The organism is Butyricimonas sp., from assembly GCF_019423355.1.
Classification (GTDB): Bacteria; Bacteroidota; Bacteroidia; order Bacteroidales; family Marinifilaceae; genus Butyricimonas; species Butyricimonas faecihominis.
In genome coordinates this window covers 55,230-69,176 of sequence record NZ_JAHZBP010000004.1, presented here as the reverse complement: position 1 = coordinate 69,176, position 13,947 = coordinate 55,230, and the positions used below count along the sequence as shown (strand labels likewise).

At 43.3% G+C, this 13,947-nt stretch carries 11 protein-coding genes; 8 read left to right on the top strand and 3 right to left on the bottom strand.

Translation table 11 applies throughout. The features are described from left to right. Window positions 1-81: 81 nt before the first annotated feature. Window positions 82-2,736, bottom strand: a complete 2,655-nt coding sequence (locus QVC79_RS06815; RefSeq protein ID WP_270592117.1) for an ATP-binding protein — start codon at window positions 2,734-2,736, stop codon at window positions 82-84. Window positions 2,737-3,010: 274 nt separating this feature from the next. On the opposite strand from QVC79_RS06815, the gene QVC79_RS06810 reads away from it, so the two are divergent. The 6 genes from QVC79_RS06810 (at window position 3,011) to QVC79_RS06785 (ending at window position 9,619) form a co-directional block, all read left to right on the top strand. Then, window positions 3,011-3,328, top strand: coding sequence for a TusE/DsrC/DsvC family sulfur relay protein (locus QVC79_RS06810; protein ID WP_087420736.1), 318 nt, complete (start codon window positions 3,011-3,013; stop codon window positions 3,326-3,328). 179 nt (window positions 3,329-3,507) lie between these two features. After that, a complete protein-coding gene (locus QVC79_RS06805; protein ID WP_270592115.1) occupies window positions 3,508-4,002 on the top strand; it encodes a hypothetical protein in 495 nt (164 codons plus the stop codon). After that, a complete protein-coding gene (locus QVC79_RS06800) occupies window positions 3,992-5,293 on the top strand; it encodes a (Fe-S)-binding protein (protein WP_087420734.1) in 1,302 nt (433 codons plus the stop codon). The genes QVC79_RS06805 and QVC79_RS06800 overlap by 11 nt, the downstream gene beginning before the upstream one ends. A 79-nt stretch (window positions 5,294-5,372) precedes the next feature. Beyond that, window positions 5,373-6,536, top strand: a complete 1,164-nt coding sequence (locus QVC79_RS06795; RefSeq protein ID WP_270592112.1) for an aminotransferase class V-fold PLP-dependent enzyme — start codon at window positions 5,373-5,375, stop codon at window positions 6,534-6,536. Between the two features lie 343 nt (window positions 6,537-6,879). Then, a complete protein-coding gene (kbl, locus tag QVC79_RS06790) occupies window positions 6,880-8,070 on the top strand; it encodes a glycine C-acetyltransferase (RefSeq protein WP_124317900.1) in 1,191 nt (396 codons plus the stop codon). 253 nt (window positions 8,071-8,323) lie between these two features. Beyond that, entirely contained in the window at window positions 8,324-9,619 is a 1,296-nt protein-coding gene (locus QVC79_RS06785; RefSeq protein WP_164719874.1) for an LruC domain-containing protein, read from the top strand. Between the two features lie 431 nt (window positions 9,620-10,050). Here the strand turns inward: QVC79_RS06785 and QVC79_RS06780 are convergent, their stop codons facing one another. Then, window positions 10,051-10,845 (bottom strand): HhH-GPD family protein, encoded by a 795-nt coding sequence (locus QVC79_RS06780; RefSeq protein ID WP_270592104.1) that lies wholly within the window; start codon window positions 10,843-10,845, stop codon window positions 10,051-10,053. Between the two features lie 224 nt (window positions 10,846-11,069). Continuing rightward, complete coding sequence (locus QVC79_RS06775) at window positions 11,070-11,969, bottom strand: helix-turn-helix domain-containing protein (RefSeq protein ID WP_270592102.1); 900 nt, start codon at window positions 11,967-11,969, stop codon at window positions 11,070-11,072. A gap of 212 nt (window positions 11,970-12,181) precedes the next feature. Here QVC79_RS06775 and QVC79_RS06770 point away from each other — a divergent pair, with 212 nt between their 5' ends. Together QVC79_RS06770 and QVC79_RS06765 are read left to right on the top strand one after the other, a co-directional pair. Further along, on the top strand, window positions 12,182-12,709 hold the full coding sequence (locus QVC79_RS06770; RefSeq protein ID WP_270592101.1) for a flavodoxin: 528 nt from the start codon (window positions 12,182-12,184) through the stop codon (window positions 12,707-12,709). Window positions 12,710-12,895: 186 nt separating this feature from the next. Beyond that, entirely contained in the window at window positions 12,896-13,810 is a 915-nt protein-coding gene (locus QVC79_RS06765; protein WP_270592099.1) for a helix-turn-helix domain-containing protein, read from the top strand. Window positions 13,811-13,947 lie beyond the last annotated feature (137 nt).

Genomic DNA, 13,947 nt, shown 5'->3' with positions numbered 1-13,947 from the left:
CTTTGATACGGAAGTGACAGGCAAAGAAGCCGAAATAAAAGCGAAACCACAACCTTACCACCACAATTCTCACAGGGACAATCATATATCCTCCTCTTCCGGCTTTCGGTAAGGAATTTTAAAGTAAAACGTCGTGCCTTCGCCTAAAGTTGATTCCACCCGGATCTGACCGCCCAGAAGTTCTATAATAGCCTCGCAAATGGAAAGCCCTAACCCGGTACCTTGTTTAAACTCGTTCACTTTATAAAAACGATCGAAAATATGTTCCAGATTTTCGGGAGAAATACCGATCCCGGAATCTTCCACCACGCACTCAATCCATTTTTCATCTTCGGACACCCGGGCCCCGATAGCAATATGCCCTTTCGTGGTAAACTTCTTGGCATTTCCGACCAGATTCATAAACACCTTCGTTAACTTCACCTCATCCGTAACGACCAACAGCTCCTTTTCCGGCCCCTTGTTCACCAGCTCAACGCCCTCCGCCACGTTCAAATGCCCCACATCCACCATGGAATGTACCAAGAAATACATATCGCAAACACGGAAAAACACTTTATCCATCCCGGCTTCCAATCGAGAAAGATCCAGCACGTCATCCAGCAACCCCAATAATGCCCGGCTATTATGGGCAATCGTGTCACTGAATACTTTCTTTTCTTCCGCCAGAAACCCTTCTTCCGTCATTAAATTGGCAAATCCCACGATATTATTTAAAGGAGTACGTATCTCATGCGAGATATTCGCAACAAACGCCGATTTCAATCGATCGGACTCTTCGGCCTTACGCATGGCCAATGCCATCTTTTCCTCCGTTTCCTTGTAACGACTAATATCTATCCCCATGCCATACACGTACATGGCTTTTCGCCCGTTACTCATCTCCACCGTCTCGACAATGCCACGGCTCTCCAACCAACGATACCGTCCCGTACGATGATAATCTACCCGGAACACGCCAACAAATTCCCGAAGATCATGACTCTTAATCTTTTCCAAACACGAACGCAACTCATCCCGATCATCCGGGTGAATATGATCAATCAGCTTATCAATCGTGTTCAATCCCTCCTTCAAGGATTCATCCTCCCAGAAACCTTCCCCCATTCTCAACACGTCTTGTTCAACATCGTAATACCATGAATATGCCTGCAAAGCATTTATCGAAATTCTTAAAAATGTTTGTTGCCGCCACTCACGAGATATATCCCGAATCATGATCACGGCCCCATTCACATCATTCCCCTCGTTCAGCAAAGGAGAAATACTCCCCGCCACCTGTTGCACGGGGGCACCACACGGGATTAGCACCGTATTTAACGCCAACTCCTGCCTTTTCCCATCCTGTATAACCTTCCATGCCAATTCTTCTATTCCCTCCCCCGTGCCATTCCGGTTTATTTCACAAACATCCTTCAAAGGCTTACCGATAACGTCACTTCCACATCCCAAGCCAACCAAGGAGGCATAATTCAACTCGACAATCCGCAAATCCCGGTCCACAACTAAAATCCCCTCGCTCATAGAAGACAGCGTGTTGGTCAATAATTCCGTTTTCTTCTTCAACATATCCGCAATCTGCTGCGTTGCTTTCTCCAAGTAAACACTTTTATGGAGCATCCTCCTGTATCTCAAATGCGACAAAATCAAAAATGTTACCAACAACAATAACAGGACAAACGCGATCCCGACAATAATAATGTAATTCACATAAACACGCCAGAACGACACATGCTCGTTCAAAATCAAACATCCGGCAGGGAGTTCTGCCCGGTCAACCCTCCATCTTTTTAACTGATTATCGTCAAACACGGGCTCGGGACAAACAGTATCAACAGGTATTGATTCCACCCGTTCGCCATTCAGAATCCGAACCGCAATACTACCGGCATGCCTCCCCATCTGGTCGGCAAACGTGACGATCCCCCCGAATATCCCCTTTCCCAAACCGTTATCAATAACCGTGAGAATCGGCACGGGACATTCACTGGCATATATAGAATAGTAAATATCCGGATCAAGATACGTTCCCTGTTTCTCCTGCTGCCACGTGGTCAAGATCACGAAAGAAAGCGGGTACACGTTCCGAAGTTCATCCAAAAAATCATTCACGCTAAAAGCCGTATCTCCACTGAAAACGATCGGGAAACGGTCTGCATACCCGGCTAATTGTCTCCGGGCCAAAGCCTGATGTGCCTGACCAGCTCCCGTTTGATCCGATAACACGTATGCCTGACGAGCTTCCGGGAACAACTTCCGCCCTAGTAAAAATACTTTCTCGTAATCAATATCACAAATAACTCCCGTAACGTTGTCACGACCGGGTCTTCCTGTATACGCCATTACCCCACAAAACACGATAGGAGTCTCTTCCAGCAAGGGCATATCCAACGCAAAAAGTGCATTATTCGCCTCCTCATCCGAAACGATAATCAAATCCAATTTACCCTGTATTTCCCGTAATTGCGTTTCCAGTAAAGATTCTCTCACCTCCAAATTCGTCAAACGCTTGGAATCCAAATAAATCACCCTTAGATCCACGTTATAGCGCATCTTTTCCAACTGCTTTCTCACTCCATTCAACACCTTTCGTCCCCAAATCTGTTCGGAATGATAGGAGCTGACAAACAAAACTTGTTTGATTTCCGGGGGTGCAGCCGTCTCACTCCTAGCATTTCGAACACATCCCAACATTCCACTCAAAAAAAGCAATATAAGAATTTGCAAGACTTTCATACACTCATGTATTTTTCGCAACCAAACATACGTTATAGATTGTAAAGATAATACTTTTGCCACAAAACAAGACATAAATTTTACTATTTTGCTACATTTACACCTTAAAATCATCCAATATTCAATTACTATTTTCCAATATTCATCCGCAAATTCTCATCGCCATGCAAGAAAAACTACTACCACGCATAATTTCGTCAAACTCCGATAAAAATCATTGTTGTTGTTTCAAATATTTATTATATTGCAAATCAATCTAAAACCAATAAACATTATGGCAACACTAGAAATTCAAGGAAAGACGTTCGAAGTGGACGGAGACGGTTTCCTCACCGATCCTTCAATCTGGAATGAAGACGTGGCAAAACTCTTTGCCGAGGCAGATGGAATCACAGAATTAAATGACAAACATTGGGCAATTATCAAAATCATTCGTGATAATTTTGAAGAAAAGGGGAATGCCCCGATGGTTCGTACCATCTGTAAAGAGACCGGATTAAAATTGAAAGACATTTATGAATTGTTCCCATTAGGACCAGCCCGAGGAGCGTGTCGGGTGGCCGGGTTACCGAAACCCGACGGGTGCGTCTAATACCCACGACCATGTCTTGGTATATTTGGACCTCGTTAGCTGCACTTCTTTTTTGTGTAGTACTACTGGGGGGATATTTTGTACGACTTTTAAAACACGGTTCTCCCAAGGACCTTTCGCAAAAGTCAGGGAATATTACCCAGGCAGTCTGTTACTCTTGTATCGGAGCTATGTCACCTATGCAAAAAGAATCAGCATACTTACACCTGCCCACTTACACGGCAGGTATATTTTTTCATATAGGAAACTTCCTGACAATAGCCGTGTACCTTCTTTTCACGCTTGCGGTTATTTTCAACTTTCAGATTCCTATTGAAAGCACAACAAACCTCATCGTCATGATCTTGGCTGCAATCATCTTTATTGCTGCCGTTTGCGGGTTGGCTTTATTCATCAAGCGACTAGCCAAAAAAGAGCTGAGAGACCTATCGTGCGCAGATGATTACATTTCTAATCTTCTCTGCACCATCATGCTCTTCCTGACGACCTACTCCCTGCTGACCTTACAATTCGGGGCAGCGTATTATGTTATAATGGCACTTCTTTTCGTGTGGATGCCCTTGGGCAAAATCAAACACGTGCTTTACTTTTTCTTTGCAAGGTATCATTTGGGCTTTTTCTACGGCTGGCGTGGAACATGGCCTCCTAAAAAAGCGATTCAATATGACAAATAATATCACGAACGAACAAAAAGCCAAAGCCCTCGCCATCATTTCAAACACGAATGACAGCAAGCTGGAGACCCATCTAAACGCTTGTGTACGTTGTGGTTTGTGTGCATCGAGTTGTATGTACTACCTCACGATGAAAGAGGGCAAATACATCCCGGCACGAAAGGTTGACCTCGTCAGTTCCATTTACCGACGCTACAAGACTTGGCAAGGGGCCATGTTCCCGTCGTTATTCCATGCCCGGGAACTGAACCAAGAGACATGCGACGAGATGGTCGACTCCCTGTTCGGGGCTTGTACCATGTGCGGACGCTGCGTGAAACACTGTTCTATCGGGGTGGACATTCCCTTCCTCGTGAAAAAAGGACGTGAAATGCTTGCGGTCATGGGACTCGTACCCAAAACCCTCCAAGCAACTGTCGACGCGGCGGTCAACACAGGGAACAACATGGGTATTCCCACGGAAGAGTTTGTTGACACGATCCAATGGATGGAAGAGGAACTCCAAGACGAACTGGAAGACGAGAAAGCCGGAATCTTTCTGGATCAGCCCGACAAGAACGTTTTTTACACCTTGAACCCCCGGGAACCGAAATTCTTCCCGCTTTCCATCTCTGCCATGGCAAAAGTATTCTACGCCGCAGGAGAAGAGTGGACCCTCTCGTCTAAATACTACGACGTGACCAACTACGGGTATTTCAACGGTAATAATGAAGAGGCAACTCAAATTGCCCGGAATCTTTACGACGAGATTCACCGCCTGCACGGCAAACGCCTCGTACTCGGTGAATGTGGCCACGGTTCGAGAGCCATGCGCTGGGAAGGCCCCAATTATCTCAAAACACAGTATGATTTTGACACTCTCACGGTGGTTGAACTCATCGGGGAATATATCCGGAGTGGAAGAATAAAACTCGACAAAACGCTGAATAGCAAGGTTGTCACCATACATGACCCGTGCAACTTGGTTCGAAACGGGGGACTTCTCAATGAAATCCGTTTCGTGGTCAATGCTGCGGCAGCAAATGTGGTGGAAATGACACCCTACGGCACGGACAACTTCTGTTGTGGTGGCGGTGGCGGAGCCCTCGCAATGAGCGAATACAACGAACGTCGTCTCAAAATCGGCAAAATCAAAGCCGACCAAATCACCGCAACGAAAGCCGAGATCGTCGTGACCCCGTGCCACAATTGCGTGGACCAGCTAACTCAAATTAATCACACGTACAAACTGGGTATCACCATAAAGACAGTGGCGGAATTGGTCGCTGATGCCCTAGTAATTGAAAATTGAAAATGGAGAATTGAAAATGAAAAAAACAATTCACTTGATTTTTCAATTTAAAATTTAAAACCTAAAATTTATAAATCTTATGAGCAAATTAATCTACCTAGACAATTCAGCAACCAGCTTTCCGAAGCCGGATGTAGTTTATGATTTCATGAACGACTTTTATCGCAAACATGGTGTAAATCCCGGGCGTTCCGGGTTTGATGCTGCCGTCGAGACAGAGGAAGTCGTGAACTCGACCCGCAAAATGCTAACCAAGCTATTCAACGGCGGGAATGATCATAACAGGCTAACGTTCAGTTATAACGCCACGGACTCCTTGAATCTGATCATTAACGGTTTGGTGGAGAAAGGCATTCACGTGGTATCTACCATGTTGGAACACAACTCCGTGTTGCGCCCGCTTAACATGCACCACCAAAACGGAACCATCGATTTAACTTACGTGCCTTTTGATGCACACGGCTATGTACATCCCGACGACATAAAGAACGCCATCCGTCCGAACACGAAATTTGTTGTCGTAACCCATTGTTCCAACGTGCTGGGAACGATTCAGCCGTTGACCGAAATCGGGAAAATCTGTAAAGAGAAAGGCGTTATCTTCGTGGTTGACGGTAGTCAAGGTGCCGGGGCCGTTGATCTCGACATGCAAGCCTCCGGTATCGACGTGTATTGTTTCACTGGTCACAAATGCCTCATGGGACCGACAGGAATCGGTGGTTCGTATGTACGCAAAGGTATCGAAATCAAACATACCCGTGCCGGGGGTACCGGGGTTCGCTCCGCTTATCCCGTACATCTGGATGAATATCCTTACCGCTTGGAATACGGAACCCTTAACTTGCTAGGAGTTGCCGGACTGAATGCCGGGGTAAAATGGATTCAAGAACAAGGAATCATGAACATCCATCACCGGGAAATCCTACTTTGGGATAAACTTCGCAAAGCTTTACAAAACATCGAAGGTGTAACTACCTATTGCGCCCATAGCATCGAAAACCAGAATCCGGTATTAAGTTTCAACATCAACGGATTCGATTCCGGAGACGTGGGAACCATGCTTGACGTGGATTACAACATCGCCGTACGTACGGGACTACAATGCGCTCCGAAAGTACACGAGGTCATCGGTACCTTCGACATTCATGGAACCGTCCGCATGAGCATCGGTGCTTTCACGACAGAAGAAGACGTCAACACCGCCATCGAGGCCGTGAAAGAGATTGCCGCCATTAGAAATTAATCGACGAGGGGCTATCTAAAAAGTCATTTATTTCAGAAACTCCTCCGTCACTTCGTGCCACCTCCTCTATAAACAGAGGAGGAGCTGGTGACTCTTCCCGAAGACAGGGAGTATTTCAGCTCTCCCTCTGTTTATAGAGGGAGTACCCCGAAGGGGGGAGGGAGTTTGAAAAAAGACTTTTTAGATAACCCCAATTTATAAAGAATTCTAAGTTTTTATCCCCGAATAATAATACTTCAAAACTTATTTACCAAATAAAACACGATATATTCATTTTCGAGTACGCCATAATCAAAAATTCATTACTTTTGAGGCCATTAAAACAAACAAAAAAATTAGTTATATGTACGGAAAATTTCAAGACTTTTTAAAGACTGAATTGCAGTCCATAAAAGACGCCGGCTTATACAAGAGCGAAAGAATTATCGTTACCCCGCAAGATGCTGAAATCAAACTTGCCACGGGAGAAACTGTATTAAACTTTTGTGCAAACAACTACTTAGGACTTTCTTCTAACCCGACGGTGATCGAAGGAGCAAAGAAAGCATTGGACAGCCGTGGATACGGGATGTCTTCAGTTCGTTTCATCTGCGGAACCCAAGATATTCACAAAGAACTGGAAGCTAAAATCTCTCAATTCTTCGGAACGGAAGATACCATTCTTTACGCCGCTTGTTTCGATGCTAACGGTGGTGTATTCGAACCGTTATTCGGTCAGGAAGATGCCATCATCTCTGATGAATTGAACCACGCTTCTATCATTGACGGTGTTCGTCTTTGTAAAGCCGTACGCTACAGATACAAACACGCCAACATGGCTGACCTCGAAGAACAATTGAAGATTTCTCAAGCTCAACGTTACCGGATTATCGTTACCGATGGTGTGTTCTCTATGGACGGGGATATTGCCAAGATGAACGAAATCTGCGACTTGGCAGAAAAATACAACGCATTGGTAATGGTTGACGATAGTCACGCTGCCGGCTTTATCGGCAAAACAGGCCGTGGTTCTGCAGAACACCATCACTGCATGGATCGTGTAGACATCTTCACGGGTACCCTAGGTAAAGCTCTTGGTGGGGCTATGGGTGGTTACACTACCGGTAAAAAAGAAATCATCGACATGTTGCGTCAACGTTCAAGACCTTACTTGTTCTCCAACTCCTTGTCTCCGGCAATCTGCGGTGCATCTATCGCCGTGTTCGATATGTTGTCAAAGAGTACCGAATTAAGAGACCGTGTCATGGATAATGCCAACTATTTCCGTGCAAAATTAACCGAGGCCGGATTCGATCTGAAACCGTCAGAATCAGCTATCTGTGCCTTGATGCTTTACGATGCAGTTCTTTCTCAACAATTCGCTGCCGAATTACAGAAAGAAAACATCTATGTTACCGGATTCTACTACCCGGTTGTACCGAAAGGACAAGCCCGTATTCGTATCCAATTGTCTGCCGCTCACACGCGTGAACAACTGGATCGCGCATTGGCTGCCTTCATCAAGATCGGTAAACAATTGGGCGTTATCAAATAAGAAGATAACACCTACATCATACAAAACAGTTTGGGAGCAATCTCAAACTGTTTTTTTATTTTCCCTTCCCCTCTCCATGCCAAACACCTGCATTTATTTGAAATTACTCATCACGATCAGATAAAAAAGCACAAATCCAGCACTTTTATTGCTAAATAGTTTGAATTTCGAAAAATAGACCATACCTTTACACCAACATTATAGCAATATAATGCAATATCGGCGTCTAGTTGCAATAACAAAAAATTTAATCATGAGAACAAAAGTCTTAATTTTGGCCTTATTCTTCTTATCTGCAATTGTAAGCAGTTGTGTCAAGAAAGATATCGAGCATAAGGAAAAAGAAACAACAGGATTCACGGAATTAGTCGTTCCTGCTGATTTCGAATGGAAAATGTCCGAAAATGTGACCTGTAATTTCACTTCGGAACATGCCTCTAAAGTGTACGTTTCCACTGGAGCAAACACGGCTCCTTTTGCCTCGTTCTATGTCGGACAGGATATAGATCAAGTCAAATTGAACGTACCGACCTACATCAACACGCTTTACGTTAAATACGAAACGGAAGCAGGATTATCAGCAGCTAAATCTCTTGATATAACCAATAATACCGTGACTTATACAGTTCCCGCTGATAGTAAAGAAATGGAAACGCCTCTTGCCTACTCAGCAAAAACAAACTTAAGCCGAGCAAATGGTCAAGCAGTTATTTTTTATCCTGCCCAAGAAAACGGTTGGGGGACCTTGATGTTCGAAGATCTTTGGCCGGCCTATGGGGATTATGACTTTAACGACTTTGTTGTCAATTATAAGATGCAACTTTACCCCAATAACAAAAACATGGTAAAGGAAATGATCCTCGGAATCCGCGTCAAAGCCATTGGAGGCTCTCTACCTTATGACTTATGTCTTGCTATAAAAGGTATAAAAGCCGGGGAAATAGAAGAATGCGAAAAACAAGAATCCTACAATGCCTTGGAAGAGGCCGATATGAAGTTACTCAATCCGGGTAATAGCGTGAAAAATACACCTATATTCAGGTTCGATAACATCCGAACCAACACGAAGGCTCCTAAAGGTTTCGCTTTCCTTAACACAGATCCGGATAACAAAGCACGAATACAAAAAGGCGATATGGTAAACATCACCTTTTATATTGCATTCCGCAATTCAATTCCTCAAGCAGATCTTACCCTTGACGCATTTGACTTTTTCATTGCTAAACCTGTAAAGGAAGGAGCCTCTCAATGGCAAGAAATCCACACGAGAGGTTACGCTCCGACAGAAGAATTCGGACAAAGCACATACGAACAAACGAAAGAAGGGAATTCCTATATCGGGAAAAGCGGGATCTACTACAATTCCAACACTAACCTAGTATGGGCGATCAATATCCCTACCGACATTCCTCATACTCATGAAAAAGCAGACTTTTTGAAAGCTTATCCCCATTTCAAAGACTGGGCTACTTCAGGCGGGGAACAACATAAAGACTGGTACGAAAACATGACAGGAAATCGTAACGACAGCGAACTAATCAAACAATAAGTTCCATTATAAAACTAAAGAGACTTCTGATACATTCTAAAGTCTCTTTAGCTTTATTACCGATCTAATCCCTCTCTTGAACTCCCTCGTCACTCCCCATCCCTTTTTTCAAACAAGAGCATATCCCACCCGATAGCTAAAATACTACACGACACACCTAACTTGCAAATATAATCGTATCAAAAATCAATTTTATCGAAGATAAATGCAAGATGAATGCTTGTTGAATGCTCCTTGATCTAAATGAACTATCAAGAAAATATCAAGAGAATGCTAGGTTGACATAGCCTAAAGCTAGTGTAAAGCCTGCTTTTTATCAGAGTAATCATCTCCCATTACCCTTTCACCTCCCTTTCATCGCCCTTTCATCGCCCTTCGCCAATATACGAACAAGAGCGAAGGAAACTTGTTACAAAGATGGCAGGAGATTATTACTCCGACTCTTCGGTTACATCACCTTGGGATAACTCATAATACTTACAATGCTTATTAAGAACGCACTCCCCACATAACGGATTCCGAGTTTTACACACCAATGCCGCGTAATCCAGAATAGCCCAGTTCAATTCCTTGCATCGACGTACCTCGATAATATCATTTGCCAACTCCTGAATCTCCTTATCATGCCGCACGTCAATAAAATCTCCCGGTTTAAAATAACGTTTCAGCAACCGGGACATGTTCACGTCTAAAAGCGGTTTACGATTCCTCAAGATAAACAATTCGAACGCATTGGTCACGTACAACCCGATAAAACCGGAATCCCTCAACTCGTTCTCGTTTCCCGGGATCCTCCCACCCCGTCGGCGAATATCTTCCCCCAGCTTATACAGCCGTCGAGCCCGGTGACGATATAATCCCAAAGGTTTCATAATCTCTTCCAACTCTTCAAGCGAAGCATTAGCCAAAGTGTTCCAATCGGGAAATTTAGAGAAAAAAGTATCGTAATACTTTGCCACCGTCTCCGCTTTCGTGCGCTGTAACAAGATCTCAGAAACAATTTGCTGGTACTTCGTCGCCCGATCTTCCCGCCACGGGAATATCCTCTGGTTCTCGTCAAACCACTTCAACAAACGATGTTGCAGATATTGAACCATGACTTCCCGCATAAATCTCAATTTATATTCAAATCTAACATAAGTACCCTTTACCATTTCTTCTTGGCAAACAAAAATAAAATTTTCCGACCACTCTTCATATAACCATTGACAAAATCTCTTAACCATACAAGAATTATCCCACAAATACCTCATCTTTTTATATGCTTCTTTGTTTATATTCCTGATCTCCGTATCTTTATGCGGTAAAAAATATCTTTATGAAAGTTGGTGAAAGAGTAAAAGTATCCCCCGACTTAACAGGATTAGATGCTTGGTACGAGGGGATTATCGTAGATATTGAAAACACTTTACTGAGATCATTAAAAATCTAGAATAACAAGGCGGCATGATTAATTCAATGTCACCCTGTACTCGTTAGGAGAACACCCCTCCATTTTCTTAAACAAGCGGCTCAAATGATGAGGGTATTTGAAACCCATCTCGTAAGCAATCTCACTCACGGACTTGGAAGTATCGGTAAAACGTTCTTTGACCTTATCGATAATGGTAAACTGAATATACTCTTGAGCGGATTTACCTGTTTCCTTTTTTATCAGATCTCCGAAATAATTCGCAGAAAGATTAAGTTTATCAGCACAAAAAGCAACAGAAGGCAATCCGTAAGAAACCGGGGCATCCGACTCGAAATAACCGTTCAACAAATCTTCAAACCGGGTAAGAATATCCTTATTCACATCCTTACGAGTTATAAATTGCCGATCGTAAAAGCGGACACAATGATTCAAAAATACTTCAATATTAGCGGTAATGATGGAACGACTATGTTTATCAATAGCATGTTCCAATTCTTCCCGTATTCCTTGAAAACATTGAATCACGATCTCCCGTTCCCGATCTGACATGTGAAGGGCCTCGTTTGCCTCGTAAGAGAAAAAGGAATAGTCCTTCATCTTGCGCCCCAGTGATGTCCCCAGTAACAAATCGGGATGAAAAAGTAACGCCCATCCTTTCGCCTGTACTCTCGTCCCGTTATCGTCATCCCCCACGATTTGTCCGGGACCGATAAAAACTAAAGTACCTTCTTGATAATCGTACATTTTGCGACCATAACGAAGATCCCCGCACTTGACATCTTTCAGAAAGACCGTGTAAAAACCCAAATTTTTACGAGCCATCCGAATAGGAGGTACTTCCGACAGGTCAATCACGCTCACCAAAGGATGCAAAGTCTTTACTCCTAAAAATTCATGATAATCATGAATCGTATTCATTTTCAATATTTCACCCATAATTTTCAAGGCTTTTGTTTGAAACAAAAATAACAATTCTCGTTTAAGTTTTTTCACCGGATATTCAAAATCAGTAAAAATGGTACACATATCTGTAATTTGTCTACACGCATTCCTCACCGTACCGTATATATTTGTATCACATAAAAAAATGAACAACTTTATAATATATCAGGATGAAAACAATGTATTTTTTAATAATTGCAACAGTTATGGCAACATTTAGCATGAAGGTAGAAGCACAAAAGACTTCTAACGGAAAGAAAGTACTGGTCGCTTATTTTTCACGTAGCGGAAACACCAAAGCGATAGCGAATCATATCAAAGAGCTGACAGGCGGAGATTTATTCGAAATTCAGACAGCAAAACCGTACCCGGCAGATTATCACGCTTGCACGGAAGTCGCCAAAAAAGAAAAAAATGACAACGCCCGCCCCGAATTAAAAGAGAAAGTGAAGAACATGGAAGAGTATGATATTATCTTTATCGGTTTCCCGAACTGGTGGGGAACGATGCCCATGCCAATCTTGACATTCCTAGAGAGCTATAAGCTAGAAGGTAAAATCGTGATCCCGTTCTGCACGCACGGTGGAGGTGGCGAACAAAATTGCTTTAAAGATTTCGTGAAAAACACGAGCAAGGCCACGAATAAAAAAGGATTCATCACCAGTGGCGGATCGGCAAGTTCAGCCCGCCCGCAAGTAGAAAAATGGTTGAAAGAGATTGATGTGATAAAATAAAGAATCATTTTAAACTCCCTCCCCCCTTCGGGGTACTCCCTCTATAAACAGAGGGAGAGTTGGAATACTCACCGTCTTCGGGAAGAGTTACCAGCTCCTCCTCTGTTTATAGAGGAGGTGGCCGAAGGCCGGAGGAGTTTATCTAGCGACAAGCAGAATTTTACCGACTTTACGAATCATATCATCATGGCTAACCACACGCAAAAAATAGAGACCATCTGTCAGCTAAACACGCTAATCGGGCAAAAGACATTACACCCGCTCCTAAGCGTTATTGACCTAGCCGAAGCCACACGCCTCGGTCAACTCTCTATTTCCGGCGATTTCTACGCTCTATACTTCAAACAAGTACAATGTGGAGATTTCAGATACGGGCGCAGGTGTCATGATTTCCAATCCTGCACGTTAGTATTCAAAGCACCCGGACAAACTATTGACATCACCCAACATGACGCTCCGGAACAGACCAGCATTTTAGGCATCGCATTCCACCCCAAAGTTTTCAACGAAACTTCACTCGTCTGTAAGAAATCCGAATACTCGTTCTTTTCCTACCAAGAAAACGAATCCCTTCATTTATCCGAACGAGAAAAACAGATCGTATTAGTATGCATGAGCAATTTTCAAAAAGAATTGCAACGAGACATCGACCGGTTCAGCCTCCGGTTGTTAGCCGTGCATCTTGAATTACTCCTAGATTACTGCCTGCGATTTTACGAACGCCAATTCATCACCCGTTGCAATATAAATAATGATATTTTGGCGTATTTCAATCAACTTTTGGAACAATATCTACAGGCAGAATACGCGACAAAAACCGAATTACGCTCGATCGAGTACGTCCATGACCGCATTCCCCAATCTCTTGCCTATCTCAACGATCTCGTACGGGTAGAAACCGGAAAAACACTCCGGGAATACGTGCGTCTGAAAAAAATAGACATGGCAAAATACCTCGTAACAAGCTCGAATAAAACAATTTCAGAAATTGCTCTCGCCTTAGGCTTTCCCAATACCCAAACATTTTTCTGCCTGTTTAAAAGATTCGTAGGTTGCTCTCCAAGCGAATACAGACAGCAAGGGAACAATAAACCCAATTAGTCCCTTCACGCTCTCTTTAAAATTGATTCTCAGAGAAATAATCATATTTTTTCGACCAAGCCGTTGGTTTTTATCTTAAAATTTTATAATTTAATACCGCAAATTCAGAGGCGGTGACAGATATTTATTTTCGACTA

Excerpts from the sequence above, each read along its gene's own strand:
- QVC79_RS06815 (WP_270592117.1), bottom strand. The coding sequence starts at position 2,736 with ATGAAAGTCTTGCAAATTCTTATATTGCTTTTTTTGAGTGGAATGTTG.
- QVC79_RS06810 (WP_087420736.1), top strand. The coding sequence starts at position 3,011 with ATGGCAACACTAGAAATTCAAGGAAAGACGTTCGAAGTGGACGGAGAC.
- QVC79_RS06805 (WP_270592115.1), top strand. The coding sequence starts at position 3,508 with ATGCAAAAAGAATCAGCATACTTACACCTGCCCACTTACACGGCAGGT.
- QVC79_RS06800 (WP_087420734.1), top strand. The coding sequence starts at position 3,992 with ATGACAAATAATATCACGAACGAACAAAAAGCCAAAGCCCTCGCCATC.
- QVC79_RS06795 (WP_270592112.1), top strand. The coding sequence starts at position 5,373 with ATGAGCAAATTAATCTACCTAGACAATTCAGCAACCAGCTTTCCGAAG.
- kbl (WP_124317900.1), top strand. The coding sequence starts at position 6,880 with ATGTACGGAAAATTTCAAGACTTTTTAAAGACTGAATTGCAGTCCATA.
- QVC79_RS06785 (WP_164719874.1), top strand. The coding sequence starts at position 8,324 with ATGAGAACAAAAGTCTTAATTTTGGCCTTATTCTTCTTATCTGCAATT.
- QVC79_RS06780 (WP_270592104.1), bottom strand. The coding sequence starts at position 10,845 with ATGGTTAAGAGATTTTGTCAATGGTTATATGAAGAGTGGTCGGAAAAT.
- QVC79_RS06775 (WP_270592102.1), bottom strand. The coding sequence starts at position 11,969 with ATGGGTGAAATATTGAAAATGAATACGATTCATGATTATCATGAATTT.
- QVC79_RS06770 (WP_270592101.1), top strand. The coding sequence starts at position 12,182 with ATGGCAACATTTAGCATGAAGGTAGAAGCACAAAAGACTTCTAACGGA.
- QVC79_RS06765 (WP_270592099.1), top strand. The coding sequence starts at position 12,896 with ATGGCTAACCACACGCAAAAAATAGAGACCATCTGTCAGCTAAACACG.